Here is a 22,317-nt window from a genome sequence, read left to right as displayed (position 1 = left end):
TGCCGGAACAAGGATACGGCCGGCCATTTCTGAATACACATCTTCAAGAACCTAATAACAGAGGGGATGAGGATGATTAACCGCCTTATTTTGCCGGCCGGTCCGCCGCGGATTTCACGGGAGGACGCGGTGCGGATACGCCGCGATTACGAACGGTTCAGCGAAACGGGGCTGCCGGAGCGGCTCGAACGCTATTTGCTCGAACAATACGGACTGGATGTATCTTCACATTATGGACCGCGCCCGATCAAAAATCCTTTCGGCAAAGCCTCGGGCCAATTGTCGCTCAGCGCTTACCAGGTCCAAGCCGATGCGGAAGCGGGCCTCGGCTTCGTTGTGCTCAAAACGGTCATCGCGGAGGACGAGCAGGGCGAACGCTCGATGAAGGAATGGGCCGTCAAGGAAACGCGGATGGAAGTGGGCCGGATCGTCGGCAAAGAAACGGGAGAGCCGGGCTGGAACGTAACCTGGCAAGGCCGGGGCTGGCACGGCAGTTTTGACGAGTATTTGAGTTTCGTTCGGGAAGCGCTGCAGCTCGGGCGGGAACGGGGAACCGTGGTCGTGCCGTCCTGTAAATACCATCTGCCTGCCATAAGCGAGGATTTTCGTTTGGACGAATACCGTTATACAACGCGGCGCTTGGCGCAAGTCTGGAAGGAGGCCGGCGAAGCCGGTCCGCTTCAGCTGGAGAAAGATTTCAGCCCGACTTTGGCCGGCTCTGACCGGGCCGCCCAGCGCCCGGCGATTATACGCTGGCTCAGGGAGGTGCCGAAAGCGATCCGGTCGGCGCTGCCGGACGGGGATATACGGCTGGGCATCAAGCTGATGAACACGCTGTTCGATGACGAGTTCCAATTGCGGACGGTAAGGACATTGGCGGAAGAAGGGGCTGCCGGGGCGGATTATATCGTTTACGCGAACCGGCTGTACGACTCCGGCCGTCCGGCTGCCGGCGGCGGTAAAGCCGGGGCGGCCTATGGCGGACCGGACCTCAGCGCGCGCAATCTGCGGATTTTGTCCGGGCTGCGCCGGCTGGAGCTGCAAGGCGAGCTGCCGTTCCCCGTGCCCGTCCTGTCGGGAACGGGCGACGTGCACTCTGGCAAAATGGCGCTGGAATATGCGCTGCGCGGCGTTTCGAGCCTGCAGATGCATACGTTGTTTCAATTGCCGGGCGACGCCTACAGCATGAAGCGGGGCTCCAAAACGCAGCGCGCGCTGCATGAATTATTTTTCCATCCCGATGTAGGATTGGTTGCTTGGATGCTTCATTTGCGCGAAACGGGCGAAATCGCCGGCCGCAGCGGAACAGCTTCATTCCTTGAGGTGACGAATTGGTATCGGGACCGGGGACGCGCTTTTTTTCTGGAGTAGAAAAAGAAAAGGAAGGTTGTACGAATGAATAACACGGATGCCGTGAAAAACGCATGTACTTGGGGGTTGATCCCCGCCGTGCCCGTGCCCCGCTATTATACGGGACAAATCCACGCGAAAGCGCAGGAAGCCTACGCGCAGTATCTTTCGGAACAGCCGATCGCCGGCGCCGCCGTTTGGGCGCATACGGGCAGAGGGCTGCATTTGGATCGGCATGAGCGCAAGCAGGTGCTGGAGGTTTGGAAATCCGCGCTGGGCGAACAAAAACTGCTGATCGCCGGGGTGGGAGCGATTCCCGACAACCGGCTGCTGGGGAGCATGAAAATCCGCCAGTGGGAACGGGACAGCCTGGGCATGGCCGCCGATGCGATTCATTGGGGGGCCGACGCCCTGCTCGTGTTCCCGCCGGCGATTTTCAAGGGGCTGCCCCCCGGGGAACGGGATGAGGCGATCGTAAGCTATCATTGCAAGCTGTCCCGGTTCGGCTGCCCTTTGGTGCTTTTTTATTTGTATGACGAGGCCGGGGGCGTGTCGTATTCCGCAGAAGTGCTGCGGGAACTGCTCGCGCTGCCCCGGACGCTCGGCATCAAAGTGGCCACGCTCGACAGCGTCATGACGCTGCAGGACGTATCCACGCTGATTTCGTCCGAGTTCCCGGAGAAGCTGCTCATCACCGGAGAGGACCGGATGTTCGGTTACTCGCTGATGCGCGGGGCCCGCAGCGCCCTGGTCGGATTGGGCGCCGCGTTCCCGGGCATCCAGCGCGATCTGATGCGGACGTTCGCAGAGGGGAATTTCGAAACCTTTCTGGCGCTATCCTCGCGGGTTGACGCCTATGCCGAACGTACGTTTATGCAGCCGATGGACAAATACATTTTGCGGATGCTGTGGTGCCTGGCGTTGTCCGGCGTCATTCCGGAGGAAGCCGCCCATGATATCGCCGGATATGAAATGACCCGCGTGGAAATCGAAACGCTCCGGCAGGTTATTGCGGATCAGGCGTTGTACTGAAAGCCGTCTTGGACCACGAGGCGGTCGCGTTACGCCGCTCATCGTAGGCGGACGCCCAATAGTAGCCGGGGGCCACGATCCGCTGCGGCCAGAAACCGGCTTCGCCGGAAGGAAAGGTCAACGCCTCGGAGCTTCCGGTGGCCAAACCGTCCGCGTCGGTCCGCATTTCGATGTATCGGCCTCCGCTTTGCGTAAACCGGCCGTATACGGCGGCGGTCACGCCATCGCCGGTTTCCAGGTCGACGATGTGCAGCGACACCTCGGCGCGCGTTCCGTTAAAGACCACATCCATATCGCCGATGATCATCGGCCGCAAATACGTGGATGCCGTCGCGCTTGAGGTTGCGGAGGTGGCAGGACCGACATTTCCGCTGATATCCATGGCCGCAACTTTGTAGTAATAGGTCGTATCCGGCAGCAGGCCCGAATCCACGTAGGTCAAATTCCGCGAGCTTCCGGCGAGACTGCTTTCATCCGCGGTAAAATCCGGCTCCGTGCTGCGGTATATCAAATAATGCTCAATGTCGGAGTCGTCCGTGGCCCGGCCATAGCTTAAATTGATGCTTTGATAATCGAACGCCGCCGCCTCCGGATCTCCGCTCAACGCGGACGGGGGCGAGGTATCCTCCGGCTTGACGCGCCACAAGTGGCCGTCCGGTCCCCAGACGGAAGGCAGCCAGCGGATGGAATCGTAGTGGTGCATGGCGATCCCCGCAAACGCGGGATTGCCGTTGAACGCCGCGTACACTTTGTCGAGCTCCGCTTCCATGTAAGTCCGTCCCTCTTCGCGGAAGGTGATCGTTTCAGGATCGCCGCTGTTTGCGATATCGAGCGTTTCCACGCCGACCACGACGGAATTCGGCTTGCCGATCGCGTTGGCGTAGGCCAGTTCGCCTTGCGCCTGGGCGATGATGCCGGCGCTGCCGTCCGCGGTATCGCGGTAATCCATGATCGAAATATAGTCGCTGATGTCCTGGACATGCTCGGACAGCCATTTCGTTTCGCCGTTCCACGTAATATCGCTGGAGCTCGCGCTGCTGTCGAACCAGCGCGGGATGGCCGGCCCGAAGGGCAAATCGATGCCGGCGGTGTCCCGGCGGTCGATCATTTTTTGCAGGACATCCAGATATTGCCGCTGAACGGAGGGCTTTTCGGCTCCGAATTCGGGCAGGATATAAGGTTCAATATCCACGTTGACGCCGTCAAAGCGTTCGTCCGGCGCGGCGGAGATGTTGTAGTTGATCACTTTTTCCATCTCGCGGATCGCATGCTCGTGATATGGTGTAAGCGCTCCCAAATATGGAGGAGTCGTACCGCCGGCGATGCAGGCATGAACCTGGTACCCGTTGTCGTGCGCCCACCGCACGAAATCGCGGACTTTTTCCGGATATTCCTCCAGGATGTCTACCCCGCCATAGGGGAACACGCCGACATAAAAAGTGGTGATCGGATCCGAATCGAAGGTGGAGGTGTCGTCGGCAAACGCTTTTAGCGCGGTCCGCGAACCCGGGTTAAGGAACAGGTTGTAGGCCGCTTTTTCCCAAATCCACATGGCCCGATCCTGTTTTGCAAGCGTAATATCCTCGTGGGTTCCGCTGCCGGTGGAAGCATAGACGGTTAAGCTGCGGCCGATGTTCCCCCGCGAATCAACGGCCCTGGCCTCAATGCTGGAGGTTTTGTTGCCGAGGCCTTTTGTGTTCCAGTTGTACTTGTATACTTTTCCGGATTTCCCCGCCCGTTTCCACGCACCTCCGTTAATTCTCACCTCCACTTTCGTCAACGGGTTTGGGGAGGCAACAAAGACTTGAACCGTCGTGCCGGAACCTTTGACCTTCTCCCCGTCGCGCGGGCTGATGATGGTCACGACCGGCTTCACCGCGTCCGGATTGTTTACGGTGATGACGGCGGGGGCGCTGGTCACGCCATAACGGGTAGTGCTGTTCGTTCCTTTGGCGACCAGAGTGATCTCCCCGTCATACCGGCTTGTGTCCAGTTCGGCAGACCATGTGCCCGATTCCGCGCCGCTTTCCCCTTCCATCCGGGTATCGAGCTGCTCGGTGCCGCCTACGATCAGTTTGATGGCGTAAGCTTCGCTATAACGGCCGGATACGGTGATCGTCCCGACGTCCACATCCTCGCCGTCCGCAGGCGTGTCGATGGTCAAGGAGGACTCGGCCGATGCGGCGGGAAGCGAAGCCAGGGGCCACAGGGGAAGCAATGCCGCGGACAGTAGCGCGATGCAGAGCCTAAACAACCAACAGGAAACGCCGCCATTCCGCTTCAAACGATGAGCTAACATCTTCATCTCCCTCACTTTCACGCGGATGAGCACCCGCCGATTTTTTCTCATTGTAGCGGCAATATTTGCAAAGGAAAATATCCGTATATCGTCCTTTAAAGCGGGCTTGTCTTGGGGATTGGCGGGGGAAGTGGGGTTGCGGTTTGGCTGATTGGAAAAATCCAATAGCTTAGCCTTAGAAACTGCTGAATCAGCCGTCTGGTTGGAAATATCCAATAGATTTGCTCGATCAAGCTCTTTTTTTCAATGTTGGGGTAAATCTATTGGAAAAATCCAATCAACCCTGCTATTTGGAGATAGCCTTCCAATTCTATTGGGTATTTCCAACGTGAATTGAGCAGCGATTCGTTTTATGGCAGAGTATGCCTATAAAGCATGCTATACTGGGATTATCCGGCGAATAAAGGAGCTATATATGATGCTTAAAGAGACACTTCAACACTTTCTACAACAACATTATCCAGGTGCCTATCAAGTAAATACGGAAGAAGTTGATTTTTCGGCGGCCGAGCGGGAGCTTGGGTTTACGCTTCATCCGGAACTGCAAGAATATTACGGGAGTTTTTATTTTGAGGAGTTGGAAGGGGTTATCGATGCGTCCCAGGTGCCGTCCACGGATCAATGGGGAAACTGGTTTGAATTCAATAAAGAATCTAAGCTCCATATCGCGCTTCAAGGTTTGGACCCAAGCCAGACCATCAATGAACAGCTCATGAATAACTACACCGTATGGACCGGCGGAAATGACTTTGGGCAGCGGATCTGGATCGGTTCCATCTATGCGAATATCGGCGAAATTTTGCTGGTTTTTAACAATCAAACGGGAGCGGTTGAATGGATTGATACGGAATATGGAAACTTTGGCGATTTGCAGCAGGATCCCAATGGCGTGCTGACCCCTTCCATTACCGAATTAATACAAGCGTTAAAAGCCATAAAGCTGTAGATCTGGATACCGGCGAAAGCAGATGCCGAGAACCGTTTGATCCGTTTCGGAATCGTATTTCCCAGGAGCAGGTATCTATGTTAAGATATATGAAAATTCTGGAAAGAAAAGAAGGAGGAACATCCCATGGACGTGAATCAAATCTATCTGGAAAGCGTAGAGAAGCAATTTCTTTACTATAAAACGCTGGGAGAAAAAGCGATGGCTCAATTGGAACCGGACCAATGGTTCGCCGCTTTTAACGAGGATTCCAACAGCATTGCCACGATCGTAAAGCACCTGTGGGGAAACATGCTTTCGCGCTGGACCGATTTTCTTACGTCCGACGGGGAGAAACCTTGGCGCAACCGCGATGCCGAGTTTGAAAATGATATCCTAAGCCAAGAGGAACTGCTGCAAAAATGGAATGAAGGCTGGGATTGCTTGCTCAGCGCCATTCGTTCCGTCCGGCCGGATCAATTGACGCAAATTGTATATATCCGCAATGAAGGCCACACCGTTATGGAGGCGATCAACAGGCAGCTGGCGCACTACCCTTACCATGTCGGGCAGATCATATATGCCGCCAAGATTCTGAAGAAAACGGACTGGGACAGCTTGTCCATCCCAAGAAACCGCTCCTATCAATATAATGAGACAAAATTTTCGCAAGACAAGGTCGTCAAAAACTTTACCGACGATGAACTGAAGCGCTTGAAGTAAGGGGGAAGCCACACTCATGGGCATTGATTTCAATCAACTTCGCCAAATCGCGCAAACCATTGCCGCAGTCCCCCCGCATTACCGGCTGGAGATGGAGGACAGTGTTCCCCAGGAGGAAGAGCGGGAACGATGTTTTATTTGGGAGGATCCCGGCGATGAGGAGCAGCAAATTGAAGTCTCCCTGGATATCGCCACGGGAGTTCTTACCCGGTTTAGCATAAACGGGCCGGAGGGGGATAACGGGGCGGAAACCGCAAGCCTTTTGGCGGATGAAGATAAGCTTAAGCTGGCGAAAAAGGCCGCGGATGCCTTTGTAGCCGAATATCATCCCGAGCCTGGCAAACTGACCTTCTGCGAAACGATGAAAAGACGAATTCCGTATACGTTCGCCTATCGCCAGGAAGCTTTGGGCTTGCCGCTCCCGGAAACGGGGTGCGAGCTGACGGTGGATCACCGCTTCAACGTTACCCGTTATCGGCTGGAAGGACGGTTGGACAAGACGATTCCTATACCGGGCCGGCCCGAGGCGATCGCGCCTGAAGCGCAAGTTTTAGAGGACCACAAGCAACGTCTGCGGATGAACCCCATTATTTTAAACCTGCATCCTTCCATCTATGAAATAAAAGGCAGCGAATCCGAATACCTCCTTGTTTATGAGCCTGAGCCGGACCATGCCCTGATCGACGCGGCCACCGGCCGCGACCTGTTCGGACCTGATCATTATGTTTTGCCGCCGAGCCGCCCGCTATCTTCGAGTGAGAACATAATGCAAGCGCCGCCTCTTTCGGAAGAGTCCTGGGAGCAGCGGCTGGGTATCGATATGAACCGGTATGTCCTGGAAAAATGTTCGGACGATGAGGAAAGAATCACACGGATCTATCAACTTAAGACGCAAGAGGAAGAGGAGGTTGAACGGGATCCCCTGTCGGCGGAAGGTTATATGGAGCGAAAATGGGGGGACAAGCTGCGCTTTTTCCGCAAAGCTTCGATTATGGTGCAGGTGGAAAAATCGACGGGACGGCTGGTTGGTTATCACCATACGGGCTGTGGCGAGGAAGGGAGTCCCGCGCTAAACCGGGCCGAGTGCTGGGAAGTGGCGGAACGGTTTTTGCGGATGGTTTTCCCGGATTATACGAAGTATCTCCAACTGCAAATGGATGCCGAGGACGAGAGGGAAGAGGAGCGGTCCAGGGAATTTTTTTACCTGCCGGTTTATATCGGCGGCATCCCCCTTCATCTCGAACGGGTAACGATCAGCGTGTGCACTGCTACCAAAGCCGTATGCATGTATATGGGGACTTCTTATGAAATGATCGAGGCTCTCGCTTCAAGGCAATTCCATCCGGCGATTACGCCCGAACAGGCCTTCGGGTTATATGCCGGGCAGCTGAAACTTCGTCTAAAGTGGTTTCTGGATCGTGATCAGGAGACGCCGGAATACCGGCTCGTGTATCAATCCGATCCTACGGCGGCGAACCGCCGTGGGGAAAAGCGGCGCCTCGCTTTTATCGACGCGGTGACCGGGGAGTTCATTTTGCGGAGGGAATAGACAGTAAATTCGGCCCCGCCCAGAAATCGGCGTTTGACTGCCGGCTACCGGAAACGGCAACCAACTGTCGGCGGGAGCAACCGTGGCAGGAGAAAGCGTCGGTAGGACCAACCGTCTGTAGACCAACCTTCGGCGGGACCAACTGGTCGGCAGGACCTCAAAATAGCGGCACTTTATGTGCTTATTACCCTGATATGATCATGCTGGTTCCCATTAGCGGCATATTTTGTACTTATTTTCCTATGAATGGTCCGAAACGCGGGGATTTCCTTGCGGTTCGAGAAAATAGCAACATAAATTGTCTCTATCTCTCCCAAATGGACGGATATCGCTGGAATAACGGCATTTTTTGCCTTTATGTTTTTCTCGCTGGAGTTTTTCAGACAGCCTGGCGGTTGCAGCTTTTCTCGGGGCAATACCATCGCGCTGGAAAGCTGAACGGGTTAGGATGAAGATGATTTTGTCAAAAAGTTTTGAGCCGGAAAATTAGGTCTTAATCTGTCTTTGAGGAGCGGTTTGTGTATTATGAAACGGTTATGGATCATCTTGGTGTTCGTATTGGTCGCCGGATGCCAGAGCAAGCCGGAATCACTCCCTTTACGCCCCCTTTCCTTGTCGGAGGTTTATCCCGGCGATATTTTGCAAGTCGATAAAGTGATTTTGGCGGATGGCTCAACGGGAGCAAGAAGGGTGATCGAAGACCGGCAGCAAATTGCGGAATGGATTACCCGCATCAAAGATATCAAGCTGACCCCCGATCAGAACCAGGAGGACAGGACGGGGTTTATGTTTGGGATAAGTTTATATGAGGGAGAGGAAAAAAAGCTAGGGTTTATTCCAAACCTCATCCAAGGCGTCTACTATAAACCTAACTCCGAATTTGAAGGATACATCAGAGCGTTTTTTGAGAAGTATTTCGATAGAAGGTTCTAAAAACAAAGGAATGATTCCTATCAGAAAAAAGTTTAAAACGGGGTTGGCCGTCCTTTTGATTATGCTCGTCGCAACGCCTTTTGTGTATGTTCAGGCCAACAAAATCATCTATGCCCAAAGAGTAACCCATTATCTCCTGGAAGAACAACATTATGCAAAGTCGGATATCAAGTCGGTTAAAGGCGTATGGGGGATCAAATTGCCGGCTTTTTACGCGGTAGTGACCTTTAAGGATGAGCCTTACGTCGAATATGTTTATTTTGCGCACAATGAGGTGCTGCAGTTCAACTACAGACTGACCAAAGAAGGGCAAGAGAAGGGGATTACCAAAACCGATTTAAAGCATTACGTGCCTTATGATTGAAGCCGAAGGTACAACCGTATCCCTGCAGAATGACTTAAATAAGGAGCGACGGAAGATGAAGTATTTCAAAAAAATGGAAGCGGACAGGCTGTATTTGTCCCCGGTGAATCCGGAGGATATCGAAACATACACGAAGTGGATCAATAACTTATCTTTGTCTTTGAAAATAGGTTCTCCCGCTGAAGTGTTCAGTTTGCCGCGGGAACAAAGCGTGCTCGAAAATATGGCCCGGGAAGGGCAAAATTTTGCGGTTGTGTTGAAAAATAATGACGAACTGATCGGGAATTGCTCCTTGTTTGCCATCGATCAGGTTCGCAGAGTCGCGGAGCTTGGAATTTTTATCGGCGAAGATCGGCAGAGAGGTATGGGCTACGGGGCGGAAGCCATCAAGCTGTTGTGCGAATACGGCTTTAAAATACTAAACTTAAACAACATCATGCTTCGGGTTTTCGAGTTTAACGAGCCGGCCATCAAGTGTTACGAAAAAGCCGGGTTCCGCCTCTTTGGCAGAAGAAGCCAGAGCTATCTCGTTAACGGAAAAGCTTACGACGAATTATATATGGAAATTTTGCGAGATGGGATGACCTCCCGTTATCTGGACGCTGTGCTGCCATAAAAGGGAAAAATGATATTTCTATCGCCAATATATTTTTTGCGAGGTGGGACATGCCCAATTTGCCGTCGGGAGCTTTAATCCAACAAATCGTTTCATCTGAAAACGACTATATGTATGATCGCATGTTGGCCATTCAACGCAGGCCGGGCAATCCGGAAGGAGTTGAACTCCGCCGGTTCGGCAACGCCTTGTGCATTTACAGCCGGACCATGCCCTGGCCTTCTTTTAATACCGTAAAAGGATTAACCGCTGCGGACGTGGAATTCATCGACCCGATCCTCGAGTTTTACCAATCGAGAGGACGAGCCCCCCAATTCGAACTCGTCCCGTCGCTTGTGGATCAGAATATACTTGCCCGTTTGGCCGAACGCGGATTTTTTCAATCGGGATTTCACACCTCTTTATACCTCTCAGAGCTCCAAACTCCCCATATCGACGAGATGGATGGAATCACCGTTAAAGAACTTCAGGAAGACGAGTTTATGACTTATGCCATGATTCATTGCCGGGGAACGGGGTTGTCGGACGATGGCATTCCGTATGTCGCCGAAAATAACAAGGCGCTTTATGGCAGGCCCGGCTGGAATTTTTATTTGGCCTATGTGAAGGAGGAGCCTGCCGCCGCCGGCGTAATGTATATCAAGGACGGCATAGCATCGTTCACTTTTGCGGCCTCTTTGCCGCAATTCCGGAATCGTGGCTTACAGCAAAGGCTGTTGCATCGGCGGATCGCGGAGGCATCCCGCCAGGGCTGCAAGCTGGCCGTCGGCCAGTGCGCTTTTTTATCGCAAAGCCACAGAAACATGGAGCGGGCCGGCATGAAAATCGGCTACGTCAGAACGAACTGGATCGCACGATAAAATGGAAGGCGGGGGGAAGTGTTGGTGATGGAGCTGTTAGCTGTTATGAAGCGGCAAACGGGAACCCCGCCGCTCAACGCTCACGGGTTTCCCGTTTGTCGTTCGATCATATGCCGCTTAGTTTTAGTTCACTTTCGTAAACAACCATTTCTGCGCATCCGTTCCGTTGTCGGTGTATTGCTGAACCGCCGCGCCGTCCGCCGTAGAGGCGCTGGACACGTCCATGACCAGGCCGCTGACTTTGGAGACCAGCTTATAGTAGCCTCCGCCTACATCGACAATTTTCCACCGCTGGGCATCGGTTCCGTTATCGTTCCACTGCTGCAGTTGCACGCCGCTGGCCGTGCTTGAGCTCGGCACATCCAGCACCTTGCCGCTGTGCATCGCCGTCAGCTTATAGTAACCGCTGCCCATATGCTCCACCTTGAAGCGCTGGTTGGTTGCGGTGTAATTGGTCCACTGCTGCATTTTGGCCCCGTCCGCCATGGAGACGTCCGTCACGTCCAGCACTTTGCCGCTGGCTTTAGAGGTCAAAGTATAAACGGCGCCGCTTTCAATGTTGGATGAACTGTTCGAGGCTTGATATACCCGAACGTAGTCGACCAGCATTTGCGACGGGAATGGCGTCGAGCCGTCCGGACTTCCGGGCCAATTGCCGCCGACCGCAAGATTCAGCAGAATGAAAAACGGCTTTTGGAATTCCTCGGTGTTCCCGGTCCCATTTTCGATATAAAATTCATTGAATTGATTGCCGTCCACGAACCAGCGAATGTATTTGGAGTCCCACTCGATGCTGTACGTATGATATTGGGAAAAGTCCAGGTTCCCGGATGTCCGCCCGTAATCCGCATGCCCGCCCGCATCCCAATGTACGGTGCCGTTTACGAACGGATTGTGGTTAACCCGTTCCATAATATCGATTTCCCCGCAATAAGGCCAGCCGACCGTGGAAATGTTGGAACCCAGCATCCAAAATGCCGGCCACAGCCCTTGTCCGGAGGGAAGTTTGATTCTGGCTTCCACTTTGCCGTAAGTAAAGTTTTGCAGCCCTTGGGTTTTGATGCGGGCCGAAGTGTAATTCATGCCGCCATAGGATTCTTTCTGTGCCGTGATAACCAGATTGCCGCCCGTCACCTGCAGGTTCTGCGGCCGGTTGGTGTAATACTGCAGCTCATTATTTCCCCAGCCTCCGCTGCCGGTACCGATTTCGGCGGTCCAGTTGGCCGTATTCAGCGAGGAGCCGTTAAATTCGTCGCTCCAAACGAGTTTCCAATCGGTTGCGGCGGAAGCGCTGGGAGCTGCGGCGGGGAAGAAAGACAAGATGAGAGTGAACAGCAGAAACAGGTAGAGAGGTTTACCAAGCTTCAACATTTTTTTTCACTCCTTTTAGTAGTTTGTCTTGCTAATTTCGTGCCCGGCAATCTTAGATGCCAAATGATAGCGCTATCAATGAAGTTATTTCCATTATAAGGTATGAAATGATATTTTTACAACTAAAATTTTCATATTTTCCAAAATCGATTTATAGAATTCAGAAAATGGATGTATAATCATGGGAATAAGGTAGGAGGAGAAGCTATGAAATTCATCGTTTTGTTCGGGCCGCAGGCGGTGGGCAAAATGACAATACATTCCTAAGTCCGGAAGAAACCGCAAAGGCCATTCGGGAAAAGTTTCGGTTATAATGGAACAAAAGGAGAAACCACATGAACGAAACCGAATATTTTGACGTTTTTACGCCGGATCGGATCAAGATAGGCAAGGAAGCCCGCAGCGTTGTCCATGCCAAGGGATTGTGGCACCAGACGTTTCATTGCTGGATCTGGAAGCGGACCCCGGAAGGACCTTATCTGCTGTTTCAATTGCGCCACAAAAACAAAGACGTGTTTCCTTCGCTGCTGGATATTTCCTGCGCCGGACATTTGCAAGCAGGGGAGGACGTGCCGGACGGTGTGCGCGAACTGGAAGAGGAGCTTGGGATCGCGGTGGCGATTGACGATTTGACCTATTGCGGCATGGTGGCTCAGGAGCACATCGTATCGCCTCAGTTAATCGACCGGGAATTTAATCATGTGTTTATTTACGAGTATGGCCGCGATCTGAAAGACTACCGCATCCAAACGGAGGAGATTTCCGGGCTGTTTTGGGTGCGGCTTAGCGATTTTCAGCGATTGCTCAGCGGGAAAACTAAGTTTCTTTCCTCGGACGGTCTCCTCATAGACGAAGCGAACGGAGCGTCGAGCAGCTTGACGAAATCATGGTCCCTTGCCGACTTCACGCCCAATACGCCCCAATATTACGAACTGCTGTTTGTGAAGTTGAAGGAGCTTGCAAAGGAATCTTGAGGGGGATGATCGTGGCATTGATGAGATCCGTGCGCGGCAAGGCGATCATTATGCTCATCGGTTATTCGCTGCTATTAATCTACTGGATGCTTTTTGGATTCGGCAGAGTGTCCCATAGTACGTATATGTATAATCTCAAGCCCTTTTCGACGATTGGCCTGTATCTTCGTTCGTATGAATTTATGTCTGGAATCTGGCTGGTCAATTTGATTGGAAATATCGGCGTCTTCGTTCCGTTTGGCATCCTGCTGCCGCTCGTTTTTCGGGGCAACCAGAGAAGGTCATGGGCCGTTTTTATAATCGGCGTTTTTGTGTTGGAGTCGCTCCAGCTTCTATTAAAAAGAGGAAGCTTTGACGTAGACGATTTTATCTTAAATACGTTAGGTTTTGGGCTGGGATTAGGAGTATATAAAATCTGCGAATGGATGATGAGCCGTGGACATAAGGACAGATCAAAGCAAAGACCATAAAGCTGTATTATACAATAATAAGGAGAATATCTTATGAACACCCCTATTTCTATCAAACAAGCCGGTCCGGAGGATTTGGAGGCGCTGGCTGCATTGTTTAACGAGTATCGTATCTTTTATGAGCAAGCTTCCGATATGGAGGGGGCCACACGGTTTTTGTCGGAACGGCTGTCCCGGAATGAATCCGTTGTATTTCTGGCCATCGATGAGGCTGATCAAACGCCGGTCGGGTTCACGCAGCTGTATCCGTCCTTTTCTTCGATATCGATGAAGCGGTTGTGGGTTCTCAACGATCTTTACGTGCGGGAGGAGTACCGCAAACAGGGGGCGGGGAAGCTGCTGCTGGAAGCGGCTAGAACTTATGCGCTGCAGACGAACGCCAAAGGACTGGAGCTGTCCACGGCCATCGCCAATGAGCGGGCCCAGCGGCTTTACGAAACAAGCGGATATATCAAGGATACGGAATTTTATCATTACTTCTTAACTTTGTAGCCGGAGGTATAAAATGAAGATCGATTTCCCCGTCTCGGACAAGCTTCATTTGCGGCTAACTACGCCGGGGGATATTGAATTCGTTCTTGCAGCCGAGCAAGATGAGCAAAACCGGCAATTCATCACCTCTTGGACGAAGGAGCGGCATCTCCAAGCATTGGATCAAAAGGATTGCCTGCACCTCATTATCGAAGATGAAAGCCGCCGTCAGGTTGGTTTTGCGATGCTGTTCGGTATTGAAAGCAGCAATCATAACATTGAACTGAGGAGAATCGTCATCGTCGATAAAGGCAAGGGGTACGGAAAAGAGGCCCTGGAATTGGTCAAAACGTTGGTTTTTACCGGCCTTGGGGCCCACCGTCTGTGGCTCGATGTAAAAGACTTCAATTTACGGGCCCAGCATGTTTACGAAGCGGCCGGTTTACAAATCGAAGGGAAATTGAGGGAATGCGTCAAGGCCGGCGATCGGTACGACTCTTTGTTTGTCATGGGCATGCTGGATCGGGAATTTTTCGGATGGTCCTAAAAAAAATCCGCGGGAGATGAACGGCGTGGAGCATGGAGAGTTTGAGGAACTTTTTTTGAAAATTACGTACCACCGAATGTGCGATATGTACTGGCCAAAGTTAAAAATCGCCCTGGAAGGGGTGGAACGGGAAATTCTATGGCGCGAACCTTACCCGGCGGGAAATACGCTGGGAGGGATTGTTTTGCATGTGTGCGAGCATATCGCCAGAAGCTGCCTAAGGCTGCAAAATTTAGAGCGGCAATTAAAGCCCGGTTTCGAGAACTATTTTCCGGCTAATGGACAGACAGCCGAAGAGCTGCTTGCTTTGTTCGAAGCCCAGCTGGATGATTGGAAGCTGCTGATGATGAAATACTTAAGCCGCGAACAGGCTCTCGAACAAGAGCAGGTTCACCAGTTGTATCATTTGGCCGAACATACCGGTTATCACCTGGGCCAGGTGCTGGACCGGGTTCAGGCCGCGACCGGCCGAAAGTTTGCTTTTACCCGAAACGGTCTGAACGAGGCCTCTTTGCGGGAAAAAATCGACGCCAAAGCGTGAAACTGCAGGCCCGGAAAAGCTGAACAAAGGAGAACGACCATGTTATCGACACAGAAAATTATCGTTACCGGCGCCGCCTCCGGCATCGGCAAGGAAATCGCCTTGCAATGCTTACAGGAAGGAGCCTCCGTCATCGCGTGCGATTTAAATGAGGAGCGGCTGCACGAGTTGGCGCGAACTGCCGATTCCCCGAACTTGTTTACGTATAAGGTGAATGTACGCCATTATGACGAAGCGGCCGCGCTGTTTGCGGCTTTGGATAGAGAGCATGGCGACGCCGACGGGTTAGTGAACAATGCGGGAATTTACCTTGGAAAAAGCATCCTGGATTATAAGGAAGAGGAAATCGACAGCGTGCTTGATGTGAATATCAAAGGCGCCGTGTATTTTTCGCAATTTTTCGGAAAACGGATGCTTGAGCAGCGTAAGCAAGGGGTTATCGTCAACATGTCCTCCGTCTCCGGCCTGGAAGGAAGCTCAGACGCCGTTTATGGACTTTCGAAAGCGGCCCTTTTGGGGCTTACCAAAAGCTGTGCCATGAATTTTGCGCCTTATGTCCGCGTCAACGCGGTCGCGCCTACCATGGTGGACACGGCGATGATGGAGCGTATTCCGGAATGGCGGAAGCGGGAGTATGTCAGCCATCAATTGGTAAACCAGCCGTTGACGGCGGAGGACGTGGCCCATACCGTGATCTTTTTGTTGTCCGAAAAAGCAAGGCATTATACCGGAGCGACGTTTGATATAAACAGCGGCTGTTATTTAAGATAAACCTGAAGACAATGGGGGGAGATTGGAAAATGTCCGGAGAGCAACTTCATAAAGAGCAGCCGCAAGACAGGACCAGAGCTGATCTGCAAGCCGACTGCGAGCATTGCTTTGGCCTGTGCTGTGTGGCGCTGCCTTATGCGGCGTCGGTCGATTTTGCGGCCGATAAAGCTGCGGGAGAGCCCTGCTCCAATCTGCGGGACGATTTCCGCTGCGGCGTCCATGACAGCCTGCGGCAGCGGGGTTATCGGGGCTGCACGGTTTACGACTGCTTTGGGGCGGGGCAGAAAATATCGCAGGTAACTTTCGGCGGAATCAGCTGGCGGGAAGCCCCGGAGTCCGCGGCGCTGATGTATGAACTGTTTCCGGTGATGTGGCAGCTTCACGAGCTGCTTTGGTATTTGGACGAAGCGTTGGCGCTGGAGCCGGCCGGTCCGCTTCAAGAGCGGCTCCGCATGGCTTATGACGATACGGAACGGCTCACCCGTTTGAGCCCGGCCGAACTCCAACAGGCGGATGCGGCGGCGCAGCGCGCGAAAGTGAATGCGCTGCTGCTGGAGATCAGCGAGCAGGTACGGAGCGCCGCGCTTCGCGGGCTTAAGAATACGGCGGGCCGCCGCCGCAAAACCTACGGGCGCGGCGCGGACCTGATCGGCGCCAAGCTCAAAGGGGCGGATTTGCGGGGAGCGAACCTGAGAGGGGCCTATCTGATCGCCGCCGATCTCAGGGATGCCAACCTTAGCATGGCCGATCTGATCGGAGCGGATTTGCGCGATGCCGATCTGCGCGGCGCTGACCTGTCGAGTTGCCTTTTTTTGACCCAAATGCAGCTGAATGCGGCAAAAGGCGACGGGCGCACCAAGCTGCCGCCGAAATTTGTCCGTCCGGCCCATTGGAACGGAGCGAGCGCATGAGCGATTACCTGGACCGGATCGAAAGCGTAAAGGCGTTTATGTTGCAACATTTAAGCGAAAAGCTGAGCCTGGAGCAATTGGCCGAGGTATCCCATTTCTCCAAATATCACTTTTCGCGGGTGTTTGCGGCGGTGACGGGGGCGACGCCCATGGCATATATGAACCGTCTGCGGTTAAACCAAGCGTTGGCTTACTTGCTGGAAACCGATAAAACAGTGCTGGAAATTTCCGCGTTATGCGGGTTTGAATCGGCCTCGAATTTCAACGCCGCGTTCAAGAGGCATTTTGCCAAAACGCCAAGTGAAGTTCGCCGTGCGCGGCAAAAGGACCGCAATTTTTCATTATCTTCCCGCAATAACCAGGAAGCTGAACCCGCTGCCTCCCTGTATGATTCAAATAGGAATCGTAATTTTTTGAGGAGGGTTTGGCAAATGAACGTAACGATGAAGGAATTGCCCGCTTTTGAGGTGGCTTATGTAAGGCATGTAGGGAGCTATTTGGAGACGTATAAGGCTTGGGCGAAGCTGGGCGAGTGGGCGGGCCAAAACGGGCTGTTTCCGCCGGAGCAAGCTTTTATCGGAATTTCACTGGACGATCCGGCCGCCACGGAAGAATTCGCTTGCCGTTACGATGCCTGCGTAACCGTGCCGGACACGCTGAACCGGGAAGACGCTCCGCCCGAATTAGAGTTCAGGACGCTGCCGGGGGGACTTTATGCGATGTTTTATTTTTACGATACGCTGGATAAATTTGCGATATTGTTTCAAAGTATTTTTGGCGGATGGCTGCCGAATAGCGAATACGACCCGGACGATAGGCATTGTCTGGAGTTCAGCATGAACAATCCCGCGGACGATCCCGAGGGCAAGGCAAAGGTCGAACTGTACGTTCCGGTAAAGAGGAGGACTAGCTTTTGAAGTATACGCACATCTTGTTTGACGCGGATGAAACGCTGCTCGATTTCTCGCAGGCGGAAGCATTTGCGTTAAGCGAAGCGTTAAAGCATGAGGGGATAACCTGCACGGACGAAGTGGCTCAGGCGTATAAGTCGATTAATAAACAGCTTTGGACCGAATACGAACAGGGGGAAATCGGCCAGGACAAGCTTAGAACGGAGCGGTTTGAACGTCTGTTCCGCGAGCTGGACCTTGCCGTTGGCTGCGGAGTCGGCCCGTTTAGCGGACTGTATACGCAGTTCTTGGGGAAAGCTTCTTTTTTGGTGGAAGGCGCGGCTTCGGTCTGCCGGGATTTGATCGATTCGGGCCTTCGGTTGGCGATCATCACGAACGGCATCAAAGAAGTGCAAATGAGCCGGATTCAAGGCTCGGAGCTGACCGGCTGCTTTGAAGCGATTGTCGTCTCCGAGGAAACGGGCTACCATAAGCCGGAGCGGGGCATTTTTGATTATGCGTTTGACAAACTGCGGCTTACGGACAAGACCCGGGTGTTGATAGTCGGCGATTCGTTAAGCTCGGATATCCGTGGCGGAGTGGATTACGGGATCGATACCTGCTGGTTTAATCCGCGGCAGTTGCCGAATGCTTCCGGCGTCCGGCCAACCTATGAGATACAGCGCCTGGGGCAGATTCGCGGGCTTGTTGCTGGGGCGTAAGGCAGTCGGGGCAACGCAAATATGAATGCTTAACGGCCGGTCTGTCCGCTTTCTGCGGGCAGGCCGTTTGTTTTTTTGGGAGGGTAGCTCCTCTTGATGGGTTCAAATGCAAAAGTGCATCTTGTTTTCGAAATTTACGCCTATTTGAACCGGTGAGATACAAAAGCCGCAGAGGTCTTCCGCCATGAATCCGAATGTGCTAAAGACACATACCGCTTTGGGGTAGAGTGTTCGGCCTGCAATAGTGCATTCGAAACGCTCCAAGCGTCCGTCATCTAGGAGGGGAAGATCTGCATTTTATCGGATGGAAACAAAGAACGATTTCAATTGAGTCCGGCATTTTATGAGAAAGAATTAACGGTAGTTGGATCGAGTGACGGTTGGGATTATGCCAAACACTCCGCATGTTTTTTTGGACAAATTAAAAATACGCCTTTCGTAAATCGAATATTCGAACTTCAAATTACCAAGGATGAACTAATCCAGTGTTTCGATTCGCTAAGCTAAAATAAAATAAATCCGTTAAAGGTTTTGGTAACATATTAAAATTAACAGTACCGAAGAGCGCTTCGAAGCTTGCCCAGGCTTTGGTTTAACCTTTGCGCCATTCCTCGGCATATCTTCGGACGTGCCTCGGCATATCTTCGCTATACGTGCATGGGCTCCCGTTGCTATGGTGGCGTAATTAAGCGGCAGTCGCGGACTTTGTTTCTCGTCCGGGGCTGCCGCTGTTCGAGTATATAAGGGGCTTGTAAAGCTGCCTTTTGGGGCGAACTCGATTAACTGTTTAACAGCCGCAAGTGCAAAAGTACATTTGGTATTTCTTCAAAATCCGTTTTTGGGCGCTTGAAATGCAAAAGTGCAGTTGAAAAGAGGGTTTAAGGAAAAATATGGTTGTATTATTGAGAATGAACTGCACTTTTGCATTTGGGGTGTCGCACATTGATCTCCGCTACCCGCAGGCGCAGTTCAGCACCGGCTTCCGGGCGGCCCCGGTTTCGTCCAGGCGCGTTACCGGCGTAGTGTACGGGGCGTTCAGCAGGAGACCTGGGTTCGTCTCCGCTTCCTTGGCGATGGCGATCATACAATCGATAAACCCGTCGAGCGTTTCCTTGCTTTCGGTTTCCGTCGGCTCGATCATGATGCATTCCTCGACGTTCAGCGGGAAATAGATGGTCGGCGGGTGGTAGCCGAAATCCAGCAGCCGCTTGGCGACGTCGAGCGTGCGGATGCCGTATTGGACCAGCCCGCTGCCGGACATGACGAATTCGTGTTTGCACGATTGATCCGAGTAAGGGATCTCGTAATAAGGAGCCAGACGCTTCATCATGTAATTGGCGTTCAGCACGGCGTTTTCCGAAACCTGGCGGAGTCCCTCCGGGCCCAGGCTGCGGATATAGGCGTAAGCGCGGACGAGAATGCCGAAATTGCCGTAATACGCTTTGACCCGGCCGATGGAGGCTGAGCCTTGTGTACCCGGCAAGCCGCCTTCGGGGGCTGGGCTGGGCGAGCCAATGGAGGCAGTAGAAGTCGGGGAGACGCACGGGCCGTCGGAACCAACTGAGCCAGCCGAGCCAGGCGAACCAATTGAACCAACCGAGCCAGCTGAGCCAGCCGAAACGGACGGCTTTCCCGTGCCTACCGTCGAGGCGAAGCCTGCCGCCCCCTCCGGTCGCCGGCCGCGGATGGCGTAACGGCCGGATTCGTCCATGACGACGGTCGGCTCGGGCAGAAACGGTGCGAGCCGCTTTTTGACGCCGACCGGACCTGCGCCGGGACCGCCGCCGCCATGCGGCGTGCTCATCGTTTTGTGCAGGTTGAGGTGGACGACGTCAAAGCCCATGTCGCCGGGCCGCGTAATCCCCATAATAGCGTTCGAATTGGCGCCGTCATAATACAGCAGGCCGCCGGCCGCATGGACGATTTCGGCGATCTGCACGATTTGCTGCTCGAACAGGCCAAGCGTGTTCGGGTTGGTGAGCATAAGGGCGGCGGTATCTTCGCCGACGGCCGCCCGCAGCGCGTCCAGATCGACCATGCCGCGCTGGTTCGAAGGGACGGTCACCGTCTCAAAGCCGGCGACCGCAGCGCTGGCCGGATTGGTGCCGTGCGAGGAATCCGGCACGATCACTTTCGTCCGCTTCTCGCCGCGGCTTTCGTGATAGGCGCGGATCATCATCAGGCCCGTCCATTCCCCATGCGCCCCGGCGGCCGGCTGCAGGGTGACCTCGTCCATACCGGTAATCCCGGCCAAATCCCGCTGCAGCCGGTACATCAGCTCCAGCGCGCCCTGCAGGCTTTCCTCCGGCTGATATGGATGAATTTTGGCGAAGCCGGGATAACGGGCCACATCCTCGTTGATTTTCGGGTTGTATTTCATCGTGCAGGAGCCAAGCGGATAAAACCCGTTATCAACGCCGAAATTGCGGCGGGACAAGGCGGTATAATGGCGCACGACATCGACCTCGTACACTTCCGGGAACGAAAGCCCCTCGCGGCGCAGCATTTCCGGCGGCACCAGTTCCTCCTTCGGGACGGCGGGGACGTCGCATTCCGGCAGGGAATAACCGATCCTTCCGGGCCGGCTGCGTTCGAAAATAAGCAATTCCTCCGGCTTGGTTTCATTTATTTCGCGCATATCGATTCCTCCATTACGCTGACGAATTGGTCGATTTCCGCTTTGCTGCGTTTTTCGGTCACAGCGATCAGCACATGTCCGGCGAGTTCGGGGTAGCTGCGCCCCAGATCAAATCCGCCGATAAATCCGGCCTCGAGCAGCTTTTGCTGCAGCTGCTGCGGATCGGCGCCTTCCGGCAGCCGGATGACGAATTCATTAAAAACCGGGGCCGGAAAGGGGAGGCCTACACCCGGGATGGAAGCCAGGCGCGTTTTGGCGTAATGCGCTTTTTGCAGGTTCAGCTCCGCGACCTCGGCCATGCCTTGTTTGCCCATGAGCGACATATACACAGACGCGGCGAGGGCGAGCAGCGCCTGGTTGGAGCAAATGTTGGAGGTCGCTTTTTCGCGGCGGATATGCTGCTCCCTAGCTTGCAGGGTCAGCACGAACCCGCGCTTGCCGTTACGGTCGGTCGTCTGCCCGACGATCCGCCCGGGCATCCGGCGCATGTAGCTGTCCGCCACGGCGAAAAATCCGCAGGTCGGGCCGCCAAAGGAAGACGCGATGCCCAGCGGCTGCGCGTCGCCGACGACGATATCCGCGCCCAGCTTGCCCGGCGCTTCCAGCAGGCCCAGCGACAGCGGGTTGCAGCTGACGATCAAGAGGCCTCCGCGCGCATGAATCAGCTCGCCGATGGCGCGGATATCTTCGAGGGAACCGAAGAAATTCGGGTTTTGCACCAGCACGGCGGCGGTGTCTTCCGTGATGGCCGTCTCCAGCGCCTTACGGTCGGTAACGCCCGCATCCCAGCCGACCTCCGCGATTTCCAGATTCAGGCCGCGCGCGTAAGTCGCCAGCACCTCGCGGGCTTCGGGGTGAACGGTCCGGGCCACGACCAGCCGCTTGCGCCGGGTGGCGGCCGCGGCCAGCGAGCCGGCTTCAGCAAGTGCCGTCGCTCCGTCGTACATGCTGGCGTTGGCCACCTTGAGGCCGGTCAGCTCGCAGATGTAGGACTGGAACTCAAAGATCGCCTGCAGTTCGCCCTGGCTGATCTCCGGCTGGTACGGCGTATATGCGGTGTAAAATTCGGAGCGGGAAACGACATGTTGGATGACGGAAGGAATATGATGATCGTAAATGCCCGCGCCGAGGAAGCTGGCGTAACGGTCGGTGTCGGCATTGCGCGCGGCGAGCGCGGACATGTGCCGGGTTAAGGCGTATTCGTCGAGCCGCGGGGAAACCGGCAGCGCGCCTTTAAAACGGATCTCCTCGGGTATATCCTGAAACAGCGCTTCGAGCGAAGGGACGCCGATCGCTTCCAGCATTTCGGACCGGTCCTGTTCGGTCAGCGGCAAATAACGGTGTTTTATCATAAGTTTCT

Annotated in this window: 22 protein-coding genes; 18 read left to right on the top strand and 4 right to left on the bottom strand. The window is 54.0% G+C overall.

The features are described from left to right. Positions 1–72: 72 nt before the first annotated feature. Positions 73–1,371: a beta/alpha barrel domain-containing protein gene (locus DYE26_RS09365; protein ID WP_036623803.1), complete on the top strand. Its 1,299-nt coding sequence runs from the start codon at positions 73–75 to the stop codon at positions 1,369–1,371. Positions 1,372–1,395: 24 nt separating this feature from the next. Continuing rightward, entirely contained in the window at positions 1,396–2,382 is a 987-nt protein-coding gene (locus DYE26_RS09360) for a dihydrodipicolinate synthase family protein (RefSeq protein WP_051985510.1), read from the top strand. Here the strand turns inward: DYE26_RS09360 and DYE26_RS09355 are convergent. Then, positions 2,357–4,681, bottom strand: a complete 2,325-nt coding sequence (locus tag DYE26_RS09355) for an Ig-like domain-containing protein (protein WP_051985509.1) — start codon at positions 4,679–4,681, stop codon at positions 2,357–2,359. The genes DYE26_RS09360 and DYE26_RS09355 overlap by 26 nt on opposite strands. Before the next feature lie 418 nt (positions 4,682–5,099). Between DYE26_RS09355 and DYE26_RS09350 the strand changes: the two genes are divergently transcribed. From DYE26_RS09350 to DYE26_RS09320, 7 genes are all read left to right on the top strand, one after another. Then, entirely contained in the window at positions 5,100–5,627 is a 528-nt protein-coding gene (locus tag DYE26_RS09350; protein ID WP_036623802.1) for a SecY-interacting protein Syd, read from the top strand. Between the two features lie 126 nt (positions 5,628–5,753). After that, positions 5,754–6,329: a DUF1572 family protein gene (locus DYE26_RS09345; protein WP_036623801.1), complete on the top strand. Its 576-nt coding sequence runs from the start codon at positions 5,754–5,756 to the stop codon at positions 6,327–6,329. Positions 6,330–6,345: 16 nt separating this feature from the next. Next, on the top strand, positions 6,346–7,878 hold the full coding sequence (locus DYE26_RS09340) for a YcdB/YcdC domain-containing protein (protein WP_051985508.1): 1,533 nt from the start codon (positions 6,346–6,348) through the stop codon (positions 7,876–7,878). 525 nt (positions 7,879–8,403) lie between these two features. Beyond that, complete coding sequence (locus DYE26_RS09335; protein ID WP_051985507.1) at positions 8,404–8,811, top strand: hypothetical protein; 408 nt, start codon at positions 8,404–8,406, stop codon at positions 8,809–8,811. A gap of 10 nt (positions 8,812–8,821) precedes the next feature. Beyond that, entirely contained in the window at positions 8,822–9,175 is a 354-nt protein-coding gene (locus DYE26_RS09330; RefSeq protein ID WP_036623800.1) for a DUF3139 domain-containing protein, read from the top strand. A 55-nt stretch (positions 9,176–9,230) separates the two neighbouring features. Continuing rightward, positions 9,231–9,791, top strand: a complete 561-nt coding sequence (locus DYE26_RS09325) for a GNAT family N-acetyltransferase (RefSeq protein WP_036623799.1) — start codon at positions 9,231–9,233, stop codon at positions 9,789–9,791. 50 nt (positions 9,792–9,841) lie between these two features. Continuing rightward, positions 9,842–10,651 carry a GNAT family N-acetyltransferase gene (locus DYE26_RS09320; RefSeq protein WP_036623798.1) on the top strand — a complete coding sequence of 270 codons (810 nt, stop codon included), beginning with the start codon at positions 9,842–9,844 and terminating at the stop codon, positions 10,649–10,651. A 123-nt stretch (positions 10,652–10,774) separates the two neighbouring features. Here the strand turns inward: DYE26_RS09320 and DYE26_RS09315 are convergent, their stop codons facing one another. Further along, the gene (locus DYE26_RS09315) at positions 10,775–12,022 is read right to left on the bottom strand and encodes an RICIN domain-containing protein (RefSeq protein ID WP_036623797.1); all 1,248 of its coding nucleotides are present in this window, start codon (positions 12,020–12,022) and stop codon (positions 10,775–10,777) included. A 335-nt stretch (positions 12,023–12,357) separates the two neighbouring features. On the opposite strand from DYE26_RS09315, the gene DYE26_RS09310 reads away from it, so the two are divergent. From DYE26_RS09310 to DYE26_RS09270, 9 genes are read left to right on the top strand one after another with little or no spacing between them, the layout of a single operon-like run. After that, positions 12,358–12,996 (top strand): NUDIX hydrolase, encoded by a 639-nt coding sequence (locus DYE26_RS09310; protein ID WP_036623796.1) that lies wholly within the window; start codon positions 12,358–12,360, stop codon positions 12,994–12,996. Between the two features lie 20 nt (positions 12,997–13,016). Then, positions 13,017–13,466, top strand: coding sequence for a VanZ family protein (locus DYE26_RS09305; protein WP_036628324.1), 450 nt, complete (start codon positions 13,017–13,019; stop codon positions 13,464–13,466). A gap of 33 nt (positions 13,467–13,499) precedes the next feature. After that, entirely contained in the window at positions 13,500–13,958 is a 459-nt protein-coding gene (locus DYE26_RS09300; protein WP_155620427.1) for a GNAT family N-acetyltransferase, read from the top strand. Between the two features lie 13 nt (positions 13,959–13,971). After that, complete coding sequence (locus DYE26_RS09295) at positions 13,972–14,484, top strand: GNAT family N-acetyltransferase (RefSeq protein WP_036623795.1); 513 nt, start codon at positions 13,972–13,974, stop codon at positions 14,482–14,484. A gap of 25 nt (positions 14,485–14,509) precedes the next feature. Continuing rightward, a complete protein-coding gene (locus tag DYE26_RS09290) occupies positions 14,510–15,025 on the top strand; it encodes a hypothetical protein (RefSeq protein ID WP_051985506.1) in 516 nt (171 codons plus the stop codon). 39 nt (positions 15,026–15,064) lie between these two features. Further along, positions 15,065–15,796, top strand: coding sequence for an SDR family NAD(P)-dependent oxidoreductase (locus DYE26_RS09285; protein ID WP_036623792.1), 732 nt, complete (start codon positions 15,065–15,067; stop codon positions 15,794–15,796). A 29-nt stretch (positions 15,797–15,825) separates the two neighbouring features. Continuing rightward, positions 15,826–16,707 (top strand): pentapeptide repeat-containing protein, encoded by an 882-nt coding sequence (locus DYE26_RS09280; RefSeq protein WP_036623791.1) that lies wholly within the window; start codon positions 15,826–15,828, stop codon positions 16,705–16,707. Next, positions 16,704–17,624, top strand: coding sequence for an AraC family transcriptional regulator (locus DYE26_RS09275; protein ID WP_082207823.1), 921 nt, complete (start codon positions 16,704–16,706; stop codon positions 17,622–17,624). Before DYE26_RS09280 ends, DYE26_RS09275 begins: the two co-directional genes overlap by 4 nt. Then, positions 17,621–18,319, top strand: coding sequence for a YjjG family noncanonical pyrimidine nucleotidase (locus DYE26_RS09270; protein ID WP_036623790.1), 699 nt, complete (start codon positions 17,621–17,623; stop codon positions 18,317–18,319). The genes DYE26_RS09275 and DYE26_RS09270 overlap by 4 nt, the downstream gene beginning before the upstream one ends. A 952-nt stretch (positions 18,320–19,271) precedes the next feature. Here the strand turns inward: DYE26_RS09270 and gcvPB are convergent. Then, the gene (gcvPB, locus tag DYE26_RS34125; RefSeq protein ID WP_036623789.1) at positions 19,272–20,957 is read right to left on the bottom strand and encodes an aminomethyl-transferring glycine dehydrogenase subunit GcvPB; all 1,686 of its coding nucleotides are present in this window, start codon (positions 20,955–20,957) and stop codon (positions 19,272–19,274) included. Further along, the gene (gcvPA, locus tag DYE26_RS09255) at positions 20,945–22,309 is read right to left on the bottom strand and encodes an aminomethyl-transferring glycine dehydrogenase subunit GcvPA (protein WP_036623788.1); all 1,365 of its coding nucleotides are present in this window, start codon (positions 22,307–22,309) and stop codon (positions 20,945–20,947) included. The genes gcvPB and gcvPA overlap by 13 nt, the downstream gene beginning before the upstream one ends. Between the last annotated feature and the right edge of the window lie 8 nt (positions 22,310–22,317).

Source organism: Paenibacillus macerans (assembly GCF_900454495.1).
Lineage (GTDB): Bacteria > Bacillota > Bacilli > Paenibacillales > Paenibacillaceae > Fontibacillus > Fontibacillus macerans.
Note: the sequence above shows the minus strand (reverse complement) of the source record. Positions and strands in the feature narration are given on the sequence as shown.

Excerpts from the sequence above, each read along its gene's own strand:
- DYE26_RS09365 (WP_036623803.1), top strand. The coding sequence starts at position 73 with ATGATTAACCGCCTTATTTTGCCGGCCGGTCCGCCGCGGATTTCACGG.
- DYE26_RS09360 (WP_051985510.1), top strand. The coding sequence starts at position 1,396 with ATGAATAACACGGATGCCGTGAAAAACGCATGTACTTGGGGGTTGATC.
- DYE26_RS09355 (WP_051985509.1), bottom strand. The coding sequence starts at position 4,681 with ATGTTAGCTCATCGTTTGAAGCGGAATGGCGGCGTTTCCTGTTGGTTG.
- DYE26_RS09350 (WP_036623802.1), top strand. The coding sequence starts at position 5,100 with ATGCTTAAAGAGACACTTCAACACTTTCTACAACAACATTATCCAGGT.
- DYE26_RS09345 (WP_036623801.1), top strand. The coding sequence starts at position 5,754 with ATGGACGTGAATCAAATCTATCTGGAAAGCGTAGAGAAGCAATTTCTT.
- DYE26_RS09340 (WP_051985508.1), top strand. The coding sequence starts at position 6,346 with ATGGGCATTGATTTCAATCAACTTCGCCAAATCGCGCAAACCATTGCC.
- DYE26_RS09335 (WP_051985507.1), top strand. The coding sequence starts at position 8,404 with ATGAAACGGTTATGGATCATCTTGGTGTTCGTATTGGTCGCCGGATGC.
- DYE26_RS09330 (WP_036623800.1), top strand. The coding sequence starts at position 8,822 with ATGATTCCTATCAGAAAAAAGTTTAAAACGGGGTTGGCCGTCCTTTTG.
- DYE26_RS09325 (WP_036623799.1), top strand. The coding sequence starts at position 9,231 with ATGAAGTATTTCAAAAAAATGGAAGCGGACAGGCTGTATTTGTCCCCG.
- DYE26_RS09320 (WP_036623798.1), top strand. The coding sequence starts at position 9,842 with ATGCCCAATTTGCCGTCGGGAGCTTTAATCCAACAAATCGTTTCATCT.
- DYE26_RS09315 (WP_036623797.1), bottom strand. The coding sequence starts at position 12,022 with ATGTTGAAGCTTGGTAAACCTCTCTACCTGTTTCTGCTGTTCACTCTC.
- DYE26_RS09310 (WP_036623796.1), top strand. The coding sequence starts at position 12,358 with ATGAACGAAACCGAATATTTTGACGTTTTTACGCCGGATCGGATCAAG.
- DYE26_RS09305 (WP_036628324.1), top strand. The coding sequence starts at position 13,017 with ATGAGATCCGTGCGCGGCAAGGCGATCATTATGCTCATCGGTTATTCG.
- DYE26_RS09300 (WP_155620427.1), top strand. The coding sequence starts at position 13,500 with ATGAACACCCCTATTTCTATCAAACAAGCCGGTCCGGAGGATTTGGAG.
- DYE26_RS09295 (WP_036623795.1), top strand. The coding sequence starts at position 13,972 with ATGAAGATCGATTTCCCCGTCTCGGACAAGCTTCATTTGCGGCTAACT.
- DYE26_RS09285 (WP_036623792.1), top strand. The coding sequence starts at position 15,065 with ATGTTATCGACACAGAAAATTATCGTTACCGGCGCCGCCTCCGGCATC.
- DYE26_RS09280 (WP_036623791.1), top strand. The coding sequence starts at position 15,826 with ATGTCCGGAGAGCAACTTCATAAAGAGCAGCCGCAAGACAGGACCAGA.
- DYE26_RS09275 (WP_082207823.1), top strand. The coding sequence starts at position 16,704 with ATGAGCGATTACCTGGACCGGATCGAAAGCGTAAAGGCGTTTATGTTG.
- gcvPB (WP_036623789.1), bottom strand. The coding sequence starts at position 20,957 with ATGCGCGAAATAAATGAAACCAAGCCGGAGGAATTGCTTATTTTCGAA.
- gcvPA (WP_036623788.1), bottom strand. The coding sequence starts at position 22,309 with ATGATAAAACACCGTTATTTGCCGCTGACCGAACAGGACCGGTCCGAA.